This is a genomic window from Citrobacter sp. Ce006, from assembly GCF_030336535.1.
In the GTDB taxonomy this organism is placed as follows: domain Bacteria; phylum Pseudomonadota; class Gammaproteobacteria; order Enterobacterales; family Enterobacteriaceae; genus Citrobacter; species Citrobacter europaeus.
This window is the reverse complement of sequence record NZ_JAOWDO010000073.1, coordinates 244,477-262,120: the sequence shown is the minus strand read 5'-3', so window position 1 is coordinate 262,120 and position 17,644 is coordinate 244,477. Positions and strand designations below refer to the sequence as shown.

11 protein-coding genes and 1 pseudogene are annotated in these 17,644 nt (G+C 44.9%); 4 read left to right on the top strand and 8 right to left on the bottom strand.

The features are described from left to right. The first annotated feature begins 158 nt into the window (after positions 1-158). Positions 159-1,712 carry an L-lactate permease gene (locus OGV94_RS19960; protein ID WP_286524210.1) on the top strand — a complete coding sequence of 518 codons (1,554 nt, stop codon included), beginning with the start codon at positions 159-161 and terminating at the stop codon, positions 1,710-1,712. Between the two features lie 497 nt (positions 1,713-2,209). Here OGV94_RS19960 and pdxY read toward each other — a convergent pair whose 3' ends face one another. The 3 genes from pdxY to OGV94_RS19945 all read right to left on the bottom strand — a co-directional run bounded on the left by pdxY (position 2,210) and on the right by OGV94_RS19945 (position 5,904). After that, on the bottom strand, positions 2,210-3,067 hold the full coding sequence (gene pdxY / locus OGV94_RS19955) for a pyridoxal kinase PdxY (RefSeq protein WP_043018283.1): 858 nt from the start codon (positions 3,065-3,067) through the stop codon (positions 2,210-2,212). Positions 3,068-3,078: 11 nt separating this feature from the next. Beyond that, positions 3,079-4,344 carry an aromatic amino acid transporter gene (locus OGV94_RS19950; RefSeq protein ID WP_043018282.1) on the bottom strand — a complete coding sequence of 422 codons (1,266 nt, stop codon included), beginning with the start codon at positions 4,342-4,344 and terminating at the stop codon, positions 3,079-3,081. Between the two features lie 189 nt (positions 4,345-4,533). After that, a complete protein-coding gene (locus OGV94_RS19945) occupies positions 4,534-5,904 on the bottom strand; it encodes a tyrosine phenol-lyase (RefSeq protein WP_286524207.1) in 1,371 nt (456 codons plus the stop codon). Between the two features lie 778 nt (positions 5,905-6,682). On the opposite strand from OGV94_RS19945, the gene symE reads away from it, so the two are divergent. Continuing rightward, entirely contained in the window at positions 6,683-7,045 is a 363-nt protein-coding gene (gene symE, locus OGV94_RS19940; RefSeq protein ID WP_286524204.1) for an endoribonuclease SymE, read from the top strand. 45 nt (positions 7,046-7,090) lie between these two features. Here symE and OGV94_RS19935 read toward each other — a convergent pair whose 3' ends face one another. After that, positions 7,091-7,726, bottom strand: a complete 636-nt coding sequence (locus tag OGV94_RS19935; protein ID WP_043018279.1) for an HNH endonuclease — start codon at positions 7,724-7,726, stop codon at positions 7,091-7,093. A 140-nt stretch (positions 7,727-7,866) separates the two neighbouring features. Between OGV94_RS19935 and OGV94_RS19930 the strand changes: the two genes are divergently transcribed. Next, on the top strand, positions 7,867-8,739 hold the full coding sequence (locus tag OGV94_RS19930; RefSeq protein WP_286524200.1) for a phosphorothioated DNA-binding restriction endonuclease: 873 nt from the start codon (positions 7,867-7,869) through the stop codon (positions 8,737-8,739). A gap of 132 nt (positions 8,740-8,871) precedes the next feature. On the opposite strand, the pseudogene OGV94_RS19925 reads toward OGV94_RS19930, so the two are convergent. From OGV94_RS19925 to OGV94_RS19905, 4 genes and pseudogenes are all read right to left on the bottom strand, one after another. Continuing rightward, positions 8,872-8,973, bottom strand: a pseudogene (locus OGV94_RS19925) (FosA family fosfomycin resistance glutathione transferase); the annotation flags it as partial. A gap of 548 nt (positions 8,974-9,521) precedes the next feature. Continuing rightward, positions 9,522-10,421, bottom strand: a complete 900-nt coding sequence (locus tag OGV94_RS19915) for a phosphoadenosine phosphosulfate reductase domain-containing protein (protein WP_040230264.1) — start codon at positions 10,419-10,421, stop codon at positions 9,522-9,524. Positions 10,422-10,438: 17 nt separating this feature from the next. After that, positions 10,439-13,786, bottom strand: coding sequence for a hypothetical protein (locus tag OGV94_RS19910; RefSeq protein ID WP_286524197.1), 3,348 nt, complete (start codon positions 13,784-13,786; stop codon positions 10,439-10,441). A 2-nt stretch (positions 13,787-13,788) separates the two neighbouring features. After that, positions 13,789-14,745 (bottom strand): DUF4007 family protein, encoded by a 957-nt coding sequence (locus OGV94_RS19905; RefSeq protein WP_072041410.1) that lies wholly within the window; start codon positions 14,743-14,745, stop codon positions 13,789-13,791. Between the two features lie 557 nt (positions 14,746-15,302). Between OGV94_RS19905 and OGV94_RS19900 the strand changes: the two genes are divergently transcribed. Then, positions 15,303-17,642, top strand: a complete 2,340-nt coding sequence (locus OGV94_RS19900; protein WP_040230266.1) for a DUF262 domain-containing protein — start codon at positions 15,303-15,305, stop codon at positions 17,640-17,642. Positions 17,643-17,644 lie beyond the last annotated feature (2 nt).

The window sequence follows — 17,644 nt, the reverse complement described above, 5'->3', positions numbered from 1 at the left end:
CATTAAATTTTAATTAAAAGATTACAATAGTTACAAAACTACAAATCATAATTACTTTATTCACTGAAGCGATTCAGTTTACATACTTTATTACAACAGCAATGTAGCCTCCCCGCCATAAATATAAATCAGGTTTAATGAACCAATCGGGAATAGCAATGAACGAATATTTTATGTTTGCCCTGGCACTCTCTCCGTTACTACTGATGGTATTTTTAATATTGAAATTGAAAATGCCCATCCATTATTCCGTGCTGATCTCTTTAGTATTCACCGCCGCGCTGTCGGCCATATTCTGGGAGATGCCCGTACAGAATCTGAAAGTCGCGATAGGCTATGGCGCACTGAAGGGGTTATGGCCGATTGTGATTGTGATCCTCGGCGCTATCTTCAGTTATAACGTCATGCAGGCGACCAAAGCGCTGGATATTCTGCGCGATATTCTCGCCAGCATTAGCGAAGATAAGCGTATTCAGGTGCTGCTGATTTCATGGTGCTTTGGTGGATTTCTTGAAGCCGCGGCGGGTTATGGTACGGCGGTCGCCATTCCGATCGGCATTCTTATTGCGCTGGGATTCAACCCGCTGAAGGCGGCGATTGCCTCTCTGGTGGCAAATACCGTTCCCACTGCATTCGGCGCGGTCGGGATCCCGGTTTCTATTCTGGCGGAACAGGTTAACCTGCCGGTTTATACCTTAGGCGGAACCATTATTTTGCAGCTGGCGCTGTTTAATATCCTGCTGCCGTTTGTCATTGTCTGCATAATTGGCGGTGGCCTGAAAGCCATTCGCGGCGTATTTCTGATCACGCTGATGTGTGGCATCACCACGCTGGTTCCGCAATATTTTGTCGCTATCCATCTTGGCGCGGAATTGCCCGCCTTTGCCGGGAGCCTGGTCAGCCTGCTTGCCGTGGCGATGGTCAGCCGCCTGCGCAAAGGGAAAACCGATCCTGAATGGCGCATTGAGGTCAGCCATACCCGCGAAACCACGCCGCGCTCGGCAAAAGTGTTGTTCCGCGTTGGCTCTATCTATCTGTTTATTTTTGTGTTTATCCTGCTGTGTTCGCCACTTTTCCCGACAATAAAAGGCGCAGCGTCTCAACTGGCCTCGGTGCTGCATTTCACGTTGGCTGACGGCAAAACGATGGCGCTGAAAGTTGAATGGGTGACCACGCCGGGGATGCTGATAATCTTTGCGACCATTATCGGCGGTTTCATTCAGGGAGCGTCCGCGCGCGGAATGCTGGAAGTGTTTATCAAAACCATTTTCCAGCTTAAAAATTCCATTGTTGCGATTATGGCGATCGTCGCGCTGGCCACGGTGATGGATCTCAGCGGGATTATCTCCACGCTGGCCCAGTCGATTGTTGATTTGACCGGCAGCTCATACGTCTTCCTCGCCCCGGTGATTGGCGCGCTGGGCACGTTCGTTACCGGCAGCGATACCAACTCGAACATTCTGTTCGGCAAGCTGCAAACCATTGCCGCCAGTAAACTGCATATCGATCCCAACTGGCTGGCGGCGGCCAACACCTCTGGCGCAACGGGCGGAAAAATGATTTCGCCGCAGAGCATCGCTATTGCGGTTTCGGCCACAAAAATGGACGGCCAGGCCAACCAGATAATGTCTGGCACCATGAAATACTGCTGCGCCTACATTGTGATCCTCGGCCTGAAAGTCGGTCTGTTTTATTACTGGTTTATGGCGTAAACCCTTGTCAACCCCGTCAAATTCGCGGCAACCGTATTTGACGACGCGGTGACCAAAAAGGTTTACACCGCCCCGGGAACGGAACGGGGTGACAGACTTTACGATTTGTCGGCGCTGACTAAAATAGCGCCGATGTTTCAAATCGAGGATTGCTGTTATGTTGTTCTGGAAAAAGATGGTGAAGAAGTTCGACGCCTTTTCCGCGTTGATCCCACCACGCTACTTCCGCGTGTAATACCAGGCACTTATGCCTGATGGCGCTTCGCTTATCAGGCCTACGTTTCACACTCATTTGTAGGCCTGCGTTTCACGCTCATTTGTAGGCCGGATAAGGCGCGAGCCGCATCCGGCAGCGACAGCAGCAAATGCTCACCCCTTTCTCTTACGCAGTCCACACGCTCTTAACACCCTGACCCAAATACGCAGCCACGCAAAACGGTAGAACAGCGGATGTTGAAGCCGCAGCAATGTCAGAAACATACAGCCTCCTTGCGGCGCTACAGTACCGTTGCCTGATAGCGAATCTGCGGCTCCATTATCTGGTGACGCGCGTCTATCAGCCGCAGTTCATACGAGTCGCGCTCTTTCGTTAGTCGCATCACCGCGTCAACAACACTGGTGGTCCGCTCCAGCGCCAGCTTGTCCTCATAACCATTGAGCAGTGAGGCCAGCATCACGCTGCAAATCAAATCCCCTACGCCCACCGGCATTTTGGCAAAGCTATACAGCGGCCGGGCGATGTGTAACGTCTGTTCCGCCGTCACCAGCAGCATTTCAAACGCCTGTTTGTCACGCGAGCAGTCGCCGAGATGCTTCACCAGCACCTTCTTTACGCCCCACGACACCAGTTGCCGCGCCGCTTCCACTACCTCGTCAAAACTACGCAGTTGTCTGCCCGTCAGCACGCCCAGCTCATAGAGATTCGGTCCCATTATGTCGGCCAGTTGAATGGCGTCATCGACAAAAAAGGACTCCACGCCCTGCGCGACAATACAGCCTTTTTGCGGGTCGCCCATTACCGGATCGCAAAAATAGAGTGCCTGCGGATTACGCTGACGAATGGTGGTGACCGCGTGTTTCACCTCTTCACAATGGCGTTTATCTCCAAGATACCCGGACAATACGGCATCGCATTGCGTCAGCTTTTGCAGGTCATCCAGCCCGCTGATGATGGCGCTCAACTCACCGTGCGGCATCGCCATGCCCTGCCACATCCCGTACTGGGTGTGGTTAGAAAACTGTACGGTGTAAAACGGCCAGACATCGATCCCCGAAAGCTGCATCGGCAACACGGCGGCTTTATTTCCGGCATAGCCATAAACGACTGACGACTGAACAGACAACACGTTTTTCATTTTAACTCCGTCTAACGAAACGTTGGCAGCAGACCAAATACGTCCAGAACAACCGTCAGATAAACAACCGCCCCACAGACAATCACCAGGTTGAGCACGGTGTTATTACACGGCGCGGTATAGCTGGCGGTCGGAAAACGTTTCCGTGCCGCTTTCACCAGGAACGGCGGCAGGATCACGCTCCAGATGGTAAAGGCCAGACCGGCGTAACCAATCGCGTGAACAAAACCGTTCGGGAAGAAGAAGCACACGGCGGCTGGCGGGAAGTAGGTCACCAGCGCGGTTTTCAGGCGGCCCATGCCGTCATCCGGAAAGTGAAACAGATCGGCGATATAATCGAACAGGCCAAGCGTCGCCGCCAGCAGTGAACTGGCTACCGCGAAGTTGCCGAAGAAGGTCAGGATCAGATCCATATAACGGCTGGTGAACAGCCCGCTAATGGCCTCGACAAACACGTCGATATTGCCGCCTTTGGCAATAATTGGCGGGAACGAGGAACGACTAATGTTGCCCATCGTCACGCCCAACCAGAAGATATACAGCAGCAGGGCAAACAGTGTGCCGATGATAATCGAACGCGTAATATTCGGGACCCCGCTCGTACCATACAGCTTAACCAGGCTCGGCACGTTACCGTGAAAACCAAACGAAATAATGCAGAACGGCAACGTCATCAGGATATACGGCAGGTACTGCGAATCGGGCAGCGCCACCGCCACGCTATCGACCAACTTTGCCACTTCAATATGGCCAACCAGCCCGGAGAAGGTGGCAAAGAACGCGATAAACTTACCGATAATCAACACGGTAGTAATACGTCCAACCAGCAGGGAGCTGTACCAGGCAATCGCCCCGACCAGCATACTGACAATCACCACCGAGATATTCGCCGGAAAGCGCACGCCGCTGTATTTGAACACGGTTTGCGCCATCACCGCCGACGAACCGGAGATATAGGCATAGGTCAGAATATACAGCACAAAGCCGAAAGCGATACCGACAACGATATTCCACTTACGGCCTAATAAATCCTGAGTAAAGGTATTAAAACTGGCACCAGCGCCATAATGCAGGTTTACTTCAACCAGCATCAGACCGGTTAATAACATCATGATGGCGATAAAGAGAAGAATAACTGACGCACCGGGAAACCATACGCCGGCCATCGCTATCGGCAGGGAAAACATCCCGCCACCCACTACGGTCGCGATAACCAACATGGTTCCGCTAATCAGTCCGGGGGTACTACTCTGTCGCTCAATGGCATTAATATCCATGATAAATGTTCCTGTAGACTATTCGTTATAATTACAGCTGTCATTTGTACATCATGCGGATAATAAAAATGTCGGAGTCAGGGTTTACTTTTTTTAGTTATGTCACGGTAACGGGCACCGCAAAGGCTTCCTGTTCATGGAAAAGAAAGACAAAAAAGCCCCATCATGAGATGGGGCCATAATTATTATTTAGATATAGTCAAAGCGTGCAGTAAAGAAACGCAACTGCTTCGGCTCATAAATAAACTTCAGCCCGCGAATATCTTCTTTGTGCTGGTAAAGTTTAATAATACCGTCAGCCACGACATCCATATGCGCGTAGGTATAAACGCGGCGCGGAATAGTCAGACGCACGGTTTCCAGTTTCGGTCTGTGGTGTTCACCGGTCACGTTATTACGGCCCGCAGAGATTATTCCGCGTTCCATACTACGTACGCCCGTTTCCACATAGATGCTGGCAGCCAGGCTTTGCGCCGGGAACTCGTCCTGCGTCAGATGCTCGCAGAAGCGACGCGCATCGAGGAATACCGCGTGACCACCCACCGGTTCAACAATCGGTACGCCAGCGGCTTTCAGCTTGTCACCCAGGTAGCGAACCTGCTTCACGCGGTGCTCAATGTACTCATACTGCATGGCTTCGCGCAGGCCAATCGCCATAGCTTCCATGTCGCGTCCGGCCAGGCCGCCGTAGGATGGCATCCCTTCGTAGACCACGACTAACTCTTTGGCAGAAGAGAACATTTCGTCATCATTCATGCACAGGAAGCCGCCGATGTTCACCAGACAGTCTTTTTTACCACTCATGGTACAACCGTCGGCGTAGCTGAACATCTCATGCACGATCTCGGCGATGCTCTTGTTCTCAAAGCCCTGCTCTTGCTCTTTGATAAAGTAGGCGTTTTCTACGCAGCGGGTGGCGTCGTAGAACACTTTAATGCCGTGTGCTGCTGTCAGTTCACGTACCGCACGCATGTTTGCCATCGAGACCGGCTGTCCGCCCGCGAGGTTAACCGTCACCGCCAGGCAGATATAGGCAATATTCTCGGCACCTTTTTCGTCAATCAGCTTTTGTAATTTGTTAAGATCAATATCACCTTTAAACGCAATATTCAGACCGGCATCGTGCGCTTCGTCACGAACGATATCGACAAATACCGCACCATTTTTTTCCTGGTGATAACGGGTAGTGGTGAAATACATATTCCCGGCAACATATTGCCCCGGTTTAATTGCTAGCTGCGATAACAGGTTTTCTGCGCCGCGTCCCTGGTGAGTCGGAACAATATGTTTAAAACCGAACAGTTCCTGCACGGTTCTTTCCAGATGATAGAAGTTTTCGCTGCCCGCGTACGCTTCATCACCCATCATCATTCCGGCCCACTGCTTATCGCTCATTGCGTTAGTGCCACTGTCGGTCAGCAGGTCAATATAAATATCTTTCGAATTTAACAGGAAAGTATTGTAACCCGCTTCCTGCATTTTCTTAAGGCGTTCGTCACGCGGGATCATAGATACAGTTTCAACGCTTTTAATACGGAAGGGTTCTGCCGGATAATTCATTTTGTTTCTCCAGTAACAGTGGTCATGTACGTATTAATGTGAAGTAAAGCATATCGAGTTCATCAATAAAGTCTGATGAAATATAACTATTCGCCTCCTGATTCAGGGGGAGAAATAATGTGGAGGCACTATGCAAGATTTAATTGATTATGGAAATAGCCCGGTCAACATTAATCACTGGCAATAATTTAAAAAGCTGTAAATGTGAGTGATGCAAATCACACGTCATTTTTTTACCCGTTCATATTCAACGAGTTTTTTTTTGCGGGTTGATTTGCCGTTTGCGGTAGTGCGCCCACAGAGGGGGGAAATACTGAAAACTTAACTTTCCAGGCTGTGCTCATAATGTATTGCTCAATGAGTACACCCCATTTTGTGAGAGTCAGATCACTTCGCGGGTTTATATTTGTGATTCACATCACTAAAAGTGTAAAGCAAAGTGTACAAAACAGTCTTGTTTCAGAGTTTACTATTTGCTTCAGTGAGTTAGATCACATTTTTATCCAGATGCCGACAGGCACTGTTTTCTGGAACGAGGGGATATTCAGGCGTGCAAAAGGCAATGAATTTATACAGTGAATAATACCGGATTTATTGGGATGAGGGAGTTTTCTATTTATTCCGAAAGCGTGCTATTCGCGCTTATTTCATCTTATTTACATCTGGACTTAGCCCAAGATACTGGGGTAATTTACAGGGGTTTTATTAGCGCGATGCGAAGGTGCGCCAACACCTGCGCATCGCTAATCACAGTAACTATTAAGTGAGAATAGTCGCCATGACTGATACGCATTGTATTGCAGTTTCATTTGATCCAGAAGTGCACACCGTAGATAACCGTCGCCTGAAGGTGGGTTATGCGAGCCGCTATCCTGATTACAGCCGTCTGCCGGTGAAGTACATCCAGTTTCCGTCCATCGTGATGAAGGGCCAGTGGCTGAAAGCCGCCGGATTCGACACCGGCACCCGCGTTGATGTACGCGTAATGCAAGGCTGCATCGTACTCACCGCCCGCGCCGCTGAACCCGAAGAGTCAGAACTGATGCAATCCCTGCGCGCCGTGGAAAAGCTCTCCGCGCGCAAGCAAAAGCAGGTGCTGGAGTTTATCGGGGTGATTGCGGGGAAAGGGTTGAAGGGGTGAGAGTGTAATTGTCATTGAGGCGCCTGCGGGCGCCTTTTTGAGCGTTTAGCACAGCATATTTTTCAGTTCTTCTGGGGTATACGGCGGCATGCGCCGGTGCAGCATAGCATGACAATTTGGACACACAGGGATCAGGTCATTGATGGGATCAAGGCGGTAGTCTTCTTTTATTACCGATAAGGGTACCAGGTGATGTACATGGATAAACCCTTCAGCAATCTTACCGTAGACCTTTGACATATCCATGCCACACACTTTGCACTGATAGCCGTGGTGGTGAAGCGCTGCCTGTCGGGCGTTGCGGTCGCGCTCATAGCGATTCACGGTCACCTGAGTCGCTGCCCCCTCGATATATTCAGTTTGCGCCTCGAGTTCTTCAGGGAAGATCGTGTCGCTCACCACCGCAGCACGATTTTTATCCTGAACAATATGAAAACCTTGCTCAGTCAATAATCTAACGCATTTCGAACTGATACCGCCGGAGAAATCCTGAGGGGTAAACGCTTTGCCCGTCAAAAGCGTCGCCGCAATTCCGGCAATAGCTTTTGATGGATAGCGTCGCCCCTGAAATTCCAGCTCATAAAGTCGTGCCTCTTTGAAACGATGCGAGAAGCCCGAGTCATAGGCGTGAATGGCCTTGATGATGTACTCGCGCGGCAGCGTGTCAGGTAATTCATTCATTGGGCAGGTTCCTTTAACTAAAGGCTTTCTGAAATAACGGCAAGCGATAAAGTGACATCGATAGTGTATCGGCCTCACTCCTCTTGATCAGGTGATATTTTGCGAGCATCATCGCAATTATTTACCTGATAATGAAATCAATGACTTCCAGTAAAACCCTGCAACAGGTAATTGCCGACATCACCATCTGGCGTAAAGGCGAGCAGCGCGCGCCGCACAAGCCCCTGCTGCTGCTTCATGTGCTGGCGGGTTATCAGCAGGGTCACGGTCGCCTGTTTAACTACGGTACGGAAGTTCGCGACCCGTTGCATAGCCTGCTGGAGCGATTTGGGCCACAGCGCGCGCAGTACCGCCCCGATATGCCCTTCTGGCGCTTACAGGGAGATGGGTTCTGGGAGCTACAAAACGCCGAGCATTGTTCAACATCCGGCAGCAGCAAACAGCCCCCAGCCGGAGAACTGGTGACGTATAACGTTGCCGGAGGATTTGATGAACAACATTTTGCCCTGCTGAAAAAGAGTAACAACCTCATCAACGCACTGGCCCAGCACATCCTCGAGGCGCACTTCACCGAAAGCATTCAGGAAGAGATCGCGAATGAACTGGGGTTTGATATCCTGCAAAAGCGCAAACAGCGGGACCCATTGTTCCGCCAGCAGGTTCTGCGTGCCTATAACTATGAATGCGCCATTTGTGGCTTCAATATGCGCCACGACAGCACTTCGGTTGCGCTTGAAGCCGCCCATATCAAATGGAAACAGCACGGCGGCCCGTGCGAGATTTCAAACGGCCTTGCGCTGTGCGCAATCCACCATAAAGCCTTTGATAAAGGTTCGATTGGGCTGGATGAGAGTATGCGGGTTCAGGTGTCACCCGCAGTAAATGGCAGCGGCATAGTAGGCAGACTATTCTGGGATTTTTCCGGGAAGGAGATTGCTCTACCGATGATACGCGAGAATTATCCAAAAGAAGGGTTTGTGGAGTGGCGCAGGAAGGAGGTGTTTAGAGGGTGAGTGCGAAGGCCGGACTCGCCTTTTCGTTTAATTTATTGAAAATTAATGGGTTGTGAGAATTTATTTTGGGGATTTGCCCCCAAAATGGGACATAAAATTGAATACTGCGTGGAAGATCACAAAGTTGCGTGATTATTTTCCAGCTCCGAAACGCATTCCAGAGTAAGGCTTCTCACGGCATTGCGCCAATCGAGATGATAAATCTCCCACATGCAGCTCCAGCTTGTGGCCATCTGATTAACTCGTTCATCACGTTGCGTATCCGGTTGATAACAAAATACTGCCCTACTCAGCGATAATATCTTGTATGATTGCCGTATTCTTATCGTAAACTGCGTCGTCAGATAGCTGACGAACTCATGATCTATCACTATATCCAGCTTCGACAGGGTTCATAACGGCGTCAATCTGGTGCTCGATGAATTGGATGTTACGCTTAGAGATCTCCTCAGATGACATAAACATTATGGATGGAAGGCCTCTAGGCGATTTTACGCAGGCACTTACAATTGCACAGGCCTCTAGAGCAGCAACCGACGATCACATAGCATTGTTCGGATCAAGCCTGAAAAATTACCTTTTGGGAGTTACAATTGACAATTAGTTATTTTATTGTCAGGTCCGGTAGCCATAGCCATCTAAGCGATTGCCTTAAAAAGTGGGCATATACACAGAAATACTGACAGGCAAGCCCGCAAAATAATCAGCTCCAGTTAGCACTCTCTTCGGAGTGCTTCTACCATTTATAGTAAACTGATGTTTATGCATCATACACAACAGTGCTACTTATAACATGTAATACAAGCGCCGCCACCCTCTTCAAGATCATACATCGCGTCCATATCTAACGTGTCAATAATCATGCTTTCATCCACCATTGCATGCATACCTAATCGACGTTTTCTCTCGCGCTGTTTTTTCTTCTCGAAACGAGCTTTTACCTTCTCGTGGTTTTCCTTAATCTGCTTGACACGCTCTGGGTCCTCCAGTGTTTCTAATGGTTCATTTGGCCCCATCCAGAAAAAAGTTTCGCCATTCTCACTAGTCTCAGCTCTTTTTTCATAAGACTTAGCTTCTTCAAAAGCCTCAGGATGCTCTTCACGTAGCCGTACCCATTCAATTTTTCTCTGGAAGAAGCAGAAGGTACAACCAGAACGAGAACGCCATTCGTAGTATTTCGGTAAACCAAGCCCTGCACTATCTAATATATCGAGTACACCCTGCTTTTTAATGCCGTCCTCAGCAAACGGCATTTTGATTGTGAGATATTTTTGGTTCTCATTGGGACGATAACCATCGCGCCAAGGTTCATCAGCGCGAATACCCACATAAGAAATAACTTCATAGCCATCGTTGAGGAAAGGGCGAATCCATTTCTCAAATGGCTCGAGTTTCATACGGATGGTACACCACCGTTGTTGTCCTGCAGGGAGAAAATTATTGTGTTGCTCTAACCAATAATCAAATCCTTTTTTGTCGTTTATGTGCAGAATAGGTTTACCTAGAACAATTTCTAGTTGCTCCAAGTATTCATAAACTTCAGGTAATTCTTTGCCCGTATCAGTAAAGAAATACTCGATGTCGAGCTCAGGATAGTTCCTAGCCATATACACCGAGAGAGCAGCACTGTCCTTACCTCCTGATAGGCCAAGAACATGTTTCACCTTGCGTTCATCACTCATGAGTAATACCTGTTTATTTAACTTTTTGCTTCAAGGGACTTTCTCAGCAATTGCTGCAACACATTGATTTTATGGAATTCATCAAGCTCAGAAAGATGACCTTCAATAGTATTCATTGTGTTTTGCAATTCATCCATTTCAACAACTCTAATTTCTCGCTTAAATGAGGTTAGCTTACCATCATCGCCTTCTAATACTAAGGAGACCAATTTTGTTTTACCAGAGCTAGAGTTAGCTTCGTCATTATGCTGCGACTTTACCACACTCAAAAAATCTTGTGCGTAGTCACTGATTTTGTTTGATGCTGTTTGAAGAATTCCTTCGTTCCAGTTTTGTTTTCCGCGCCCAGTGACAATTTGAATTATGCTCTCTAGCCACTGTAATAATCCAGTATCACTTTTGGCGAGCTCTCTAGCAAAAGCTTTTAAGCGCAAGTCACCTGAATTTGTCTCAACGTACCGGCACATTTGAGCTAATTCTTCACCATTTTCTGGAAAAATATTTTTTACTCTGGTCTTGATCGAAACTAACATTTGCTCGTGCTTTTGCCTGAGAGTTTTAAAACAGTCTTCCAAGAGATCAATTTGACTCGTAAAATCATTAGCACCAAAATCTACCAGCTCTTTCCGTAACTTCTTAATAAGTAGAGTATGTGGATCATTTGCTTGCAAAAAAAGATCTCGCACTCTCAAATAGGTTTTATTACGTGCATCATTATCTGGCACAATATGGTGTGCATTTTTTACCCACTGCGGTAGATTATGTATTGTGGTAACTAATGGTGTCGCAACTGATAATATATTATTTGAAATATTACGGTTGGTTTCCGCTGCAGCGAAAATCGCAAGGTTTTGCAACCACTCTTTTTCGTCAGTTGCTAATACGATATATTTCGCGGCAAGATCGCCTGGGTTCTTGATCAGTTTATGAACATAGTCACTGTCTGGCTCTGCGATAAAGGCAAATTCGCCAGACATATCTTTTTCATAATATGCGATTTGTTCACCCATTGATTTCAAAAAAGCGAGTATGAAAATCGGAATAACGCCTCTCGTTAAACCAAAGGGTGCACTACCCCATAATTCGGCGATTTCAGACAAACCAACTTCACTACCTTTGCGATCTTTCAATAGTTGTTCAGCTGCGGCAAACACGGCACTGAGATTTGTATCCAAATAATCTCTGAACCAATGCTGCCCTTTTTCACCTTCGGCCGAGTGAATAGATGTATTTTTTAAGCAGCTTATATACATGGATTTCTCTGGAGGAAACCCCTCAATACCTAAATCTTCACAGTCTTCTTTATCAAGCATGGCTTCAAGAAGCTTTTTTAAAGCAGAAACTGCGGTACCAGACAACTTATTACGATTAACAAGCTCGTTGAGGATTTTAGGTGTTTGGAAAAATATGTTGTCGGCAGCGAAGGTTGCTATTTCACTAATGGTCTCTTTGTCATAAGCAACTCCGTTGTGAAACCAAACCGCGTTGTTGAATGCATAGGTTAAAGCGGTTTCAAGGGCTGATTGTGCATTAAAAGTACGAGCATTGTGTTCTTCGCGAGCTACTTTGTCATGAGTAAGCGCAGCTCCAGTTATTTTATCACTCTGGATAAGATCTAACGCGTATTTTTCATTCGCAAGGTTAATAATTTCATTAGCATTTGGTGCACAAGCAAGCATTAGTGACTTGTTGTTTCGTGTCAACTCCTTCAATCGCGCTTTCGATTCTTCTTTTAGTAATAGTAAGAAATTCGCGAATTCACCATTTCGAGATGTAAGTAACGAACCAATTTCGATACTACTAAGTTGCATTGCTACCGATTGAGCAGCCCATCGTAATGTACCAAATTCATGATAATGGCCTTTCGCAATAACTTGGGAGCTAAAATTAATACGTTCAATCGCTTCATGACTATTATGAAGTTGGTCAAGTTTTTCTTCAACTAAACCAGCAATATCGAGATCAGACCCCTCAAACACCACCCAAGAGGATAAATATTTTCTAAATACAATACAGGAAGCGTCTTTTAGTTGTTGTAGACACGCATTAAGCTGTTCTTGCTGTGTAATCTCGGTTGCGGTAAGCAGTATCTTCTCAGTGCCGGTGAGGTTGGCAGATTTACCAAACAGGGTAATCAAAGCTATGCTTTTAAGCAGCTTGATGCATTGCGGTGAAAAGTCTTGTTTCAAGGCTTTTCTTATTGCATCAGCTGCTGTCGCCCAACCATGGCCATCAGGGGATCCCAAAATAGCATGTTCCATATTGGCTTCTAAATAATCCCAAAGATGACTAAGATCATATCGAGCGTTTTGGTCACTTGTTTGCTGTAAGAAAAGTTGAAAACTGAACTGTTCATGAGAATTCAAAAAACTAAACGTACTGCGTTCGTTTTGACTAAATCTTCGCTTGGCAATAGGCCCTAATAGCAATGCGGTTAATGGATGAAGTGGAATACATTGCTCCAATCGTGTAAGTAGCAGCTCTTTACGCTGTCGCTTATCTTCAAGGGCTGCAAGTACACGTTTAACGAGCTGATCACCATCGTTTTTCGGTAATATTGTTTTTATCGAGCTACTAATTAATGCAACCGTTTCATCAGTTGATACGTTATAAAGAATATCGCTATAGCGTCCTTGAATCTTACCCCATTCATCCTGTAACTTGGTGCCACGTTCTTTAGCATATTCACTAAATGCCTGATGTAACAATCCTAAAAAAATAACTGGAGTGTTAATCCTAGATAGCTCTTCCGCGATATCCTGAAATAAATGTAAATCACCACCATTTCGGTTAATGTACTCTAGGCTTTTGCCCATTTCATCTGCGATGATAAGTACACCATCAACGTATGGAGCAATGTCTTCAAACAGGGTTTTCCATGAGTTAAGGAGCTCACTGTCACTCTCTACGCTCACTTTACTATACTTATTGAGTATGCTGGATTTGCATGTCTTTGGATGTTCTTCGAGTGCTCTAAGAGTTGCATTCCAAAATGATTCTATAGGACCTCTCACTCCACCTACGGAGCGTATTTGTAACCACCCTTCCTGGTAAGGGACACTTTCTTCTAATAGAATTTTAGACTCATCATTTATAGTAATGAGTGCTTCACTACGAATATTAATATCAGCATGCAGTAAACCAGCTACAAGCAACGCAACCGTCGACTTACCCGAACCATAAGCACCAGTAAGTGTATAGGCGCTCTGTCCGGTTTGTTTGTACTGCCGGAAGAGCGTTTCTAAGGAAGATTGTGCAGTTCCATGGTAAACCAAACCAGGAAAGAAATCGGCGCTCAAATCACTATCGATACGGGTAGAACGTTGATGGCGTGTAGCGATAGAGTAAAGTTTACTAAGAGTCACTCTTATTTTCCTTCTGGTTGATAGTAATGCTTGAGGTACTGATCAGCTTTAATATTATTGATATCTTCGAAACAGTGCTGTACTTGCCTTAAACCTTGGGTATCTGTCCAGGCTATTTTGCCTTCGGTTAATGTTTCAACTTGATCAAGTTTGTCACTAAGCCCGGCAGCAGATAAACGAAATACTCGACCAGGAGAGCCTACGTCATTCAGTAATGCTTCAAAAGACAACGTGTTTACCTTACTCTCTTGGTGTTTTCTCTGCATATAGTCAATGAGGGCATAGGTAAAGACCTCTACGGGCAGTGAAGGACGCCGTGAAAGTTCTGCCAGGTAGCTCCTGGCATCTTCTTGCTTCAACAAACCTAGCTCTGTGAAAGGTGAAGCAAAGCTGTCCTCATTAATTTTTTTGGATTGCAATGACTTATGTGCATACATCTGCAACAGACAGTCGATATCTTTGTTTAGAGTTTCTTCAGTAAGCTCTTTCTCGTGATTAGTTAGTGCATCTTTGATTTCATTTGCTAAAAACTCTTTCTTTACTTTTATCCCATTGAAATAATTGAATAAAAAACGAGACGCATTTAATTCAGCATTTCTTGTATCAATGGATTGCAATAGCCAATGTAGTAACCAGATCGTCCCGATCTTATCAAGGTATTCATCATACGCTGCTCTACCGTTTTTATGAGTAAATAACTGTTCAGCAAGCGGTGTCAGTTGATAAATTTGTTCTTTGTTATCAACGCATATCACCAAATTCAGTGCACGAATCCAGTGCCGGACAGAAAGTACCATGTTCTTTCCCATCCCCATTGACTGCATCTGCTTCTCTATATTCAACTTACTCGAGATGGACTCACCTTTTACAATTTCTTGAATTATTTTATAAATCCAGCCGTAACGGATAGGAAAAGTTTGATGTCCGGAGAATTTTAGTATCGTAGATTCGATGCTCAATGTAGTTACCTTACTGCTGAATTGGAGATTTTATCCAAACGGAAACAACATTGTATCAGAAGGCCATTGCATCTAGAAGTTCATTGTATTCAGAAGTTCATTACACCATGAAAATCAATAACATAAGAATATATCACTAAAAAAACATAAAATCAAAACACATCATATAAATGGCATAAACTAAAGGCATCAATGATAGTGCATCATTGCCCTGCCCAGCTACTGACAACATTAATCGTAAAGTTGTTGTGCCGTGCTTGTTTCATGGGAAATGAAAACTATGCCCGGTGCAAAGCTTGATGTTCAATCCAGCGTGATGCTTGTCTCTAAAAATGTCCTTGATTTCATGTGCTTTGCCTAGCATATTGTGGCTTTCAGGATAATGTTCAGCTCATCGAACCACTCAACTAGCTGCCTTTTGTGACTGGAATCTCAGCGGCCAGTGAAACGCCAGGCTCACTATACTTAAATGCCCGGTCAAGATCATAGAATATCCTTAGATTTAATGATATAAATAGGGTATTTTCGAAGCATATCAGTAACCTAGGAAAACATCGATGCAAAAGTCTCTGGATATATTTAAAGCAGAACCTCAATCAGTATTTGATGTCATCTGCAAACGTAAAACAACAGGCTTTTATATGCCTGCTTATCAGAGACCATATTCATGGGAAGAAAGTCATATTAGAGATTTGTTTTCTGATTGTGAAAACGTATTTAGAAATCTTCTTGATTCTCATGATGCGATTATTTTCCTCGGTTCCATACTCAGTGTGGACGATAGTATTGCCCTAACCATTTACCCTTTAGTAAAAAGGGATAAACCGGAAGAAATCAAACTTATCATCGATGGACAACAGCGCCTTTCGACTTTGATGTTGATAATACTCTGTATTAACGAAAGATTAAGAATACTTTTACCGAGTTTGAAAAAAGCAATTAACTCAGAACAAGATGAAGAAATAAAAGACGTCCTTGATGAATTACGCCAAGTAGTTTCCCAGCTAGAGATCGACACTTCGAATACGGTTGTAGAGACAACTGCAGAACATGAAGTATACAAATATCTCCCTAAAATTATTCGTTCACAGGTCGATTGTTGGGGTAGAAGTGAGAAAAACGCTCTATATGACAGTCCAATAGCTGAATTGTTGTATGTGTATCAGCGTCACATTATGGAGCAACGTGATAATTCAGTGTTTAAGCCTTTAGACTTATCATTGATGAGTACTTCTGCAAAACGTGTCGTTAATAACGTTAAAGAAATTAGAAAACAGCTTGACTGCGTACAAAAAGGCTTTCAATTTCAATTTCCTGATAGCGAAACTGAAGAAAAAATTAATATTAGTGACTTAGTCGATGTTGAAACATTGGATGTGTGTTTAGATTTCCCTGTTGATAAAAATTTAGCATTGGTTGCTGAATCGTATCCTAAAGTTGCAGAAGTTATTTACATCGCCGTATTTGCGAAATTTTTGCTTCATCGCGTTTGCCTTACATACGTTGAAGTTAACAATGAATCGTATGCATTCGATATGTTTGAAGCTTTGAATACTACGGGCGAACCACTCACAGCGATTGAAACATTTGTACCAAAAGCTATTGAATTCATAGGTAAAAAGCGTAAAGAGGGGGCTCCAGAAGAAGAACTGGAAGCAGCAATGGATGTTCTCAATTCCATAACTGAGCGTTTTGAAAATATCATCGATAGTAAAGAAAAAAACCTTAAAACTAAAGCGTTAATACTGGCATTTGTACGAGCTTTTGAAGGAAAAGTAAAAGTTACGAGTTTAAGAGATCAGCGAGATGCAATGCTTAAGAGTTATGAAAATTGCGACTATGATCTCAAAGGCGTTTACTTAAGCCAGCTGGCAACATCTGCCAACTTTTTGTTCGATCATTGGCAAGTAGTAGTACCAAATGTTGGGAAATTAGTTGACTCTAGCGTTTTAGATATTTCTAATTTATGTCTTCGATACCTTGTGGATATGAAGCATGATATTGTTCAAAGTCTATTGATACAATTTGTATTAATTGATGAGAAATTTGAAGCAACAGGGACAGAACATTCTGACTTCGCAAAAGTGCTTAAGTCTGTAACAGCGTTTAGTGTACTTTGGCGAGCAATGAGTGGCGGAGCTGATGGTATTGATGCGGTTTACAAAAAATTACATGAACGCGGTGTGAATGCAGATCAAAAAGGGTTCACATTAGGTCACGGCTCTCTGACGTCGGATCGGTTTAATCCAGATATTATTAATCAGTTTTTCAGAGAAGAACTTGTAAATAAAATTATTACAAAAGGTTCTCCAAAAGATACAGTAGATGAAAAATGGCTTGATATCTGTTCGAAACAGCAAATTCTAACCAAACCGAAGAGTATCAAGATGTTGCTCTTAGCTGGTTTGCATGGTGTTGAACTTGAAGGCGTTGATCACCAGATCTCAAATAAATTGAGTACTGACTTCCTAACAACCACGATGTGGGAATTAATTTCTCGAAAGAACGCTATTAAGAAGGTCTTCAATGGTGGTTCTACAGAAGGCTGGGGGGATGAGGAGATTGCAAACCCAGAAATTTATAACAAGATTGGTAACGTATTAATTGATGTCAGAGACGGAGTTTCCAGCTCCAATTCACCGTCTTGGTATAATCTAAAGCAACATTTACTTCAGGCCTTAGCTAACGATTCAATTAACGATATTGAAGATATCTTATCATCAGAGTGCCATATTTCTGAGCATGCTAAAAGTCATGCTTCAGTCTTGATGCTAGAGAAAAAATTTGGTGATATAACGTTCGCCGATAAATGGGGAAAGCAGCAGATTGATGAACGCAGTTCATTACTCCTGAGTAACGCATGGCGCAATCTTACTAAATGGCTTGATTGGGAGTAAAA

Bases quoted from the DNA above. Each gene is read 5' to 3' on its own strand.
- symE (WP_286524204.1), top strand. From the start codon at position 6,683: ATGACTGATACGCATTGTATTGCAGTTTCATTTGATCCAGAAGTGCAC.
- OGV94_RS19950 (WP_043018282.1), bottom strand. From the start codon at position 4,344: ATGGATATTAATGCCATTGAGCGACAGAGTAGTACCCCCGGACTGATT.
- OGV94_RS19945 (WP_286524207.1), bottom strand. From the start codon at position 5,904: ATGAATTATCCGGCAGAACCCTTCCGTATTAAAAGCGTTGAAACTGTA.
- OGV94_RS19935 (WP_043018279.1), bottom strand. From the start codon at position 7,726: ATGAATGAATTACCTGACACGCTGCCGCGCGAGTACATCATCAAGGCC.
- pdxY (WP_043018283.1), bottom strand. From the start codon at position 3,067: ATGAAAAACGTGTTGTCTGTTCAGTCGTCAGTCGTTTATGGCTATGCC.
- OGV94_RS19915 (WP_040230264.1), bottom strand. From the start codon at position 10,421: ATGAGTGATGAACGCAAGGTGAAACATGTTCTTGGCCTATCAGGAGGT.
- OGV94_RS19930 (WP_286524200.1), top strand. From the start codon at position 7,867: ATGACTTCCAGTAAAACCCTGCAACAGGTAATTGCCGACATCACCATC.
- OGV94_RS19960 (WP_286524210.1), top strand. From the start codon at position 159: ATGAACGAATATTTTATGTTTGCCCTGGCACTCTCTCCGTTACTACTG.
- OGV94_RS19900 (WP_040230266.1), top strand. From the start codon at position 15,303: ATGCAAAAGTCTCTGGATATATTTAAAGCAGAACCTCAATCAGTATTT.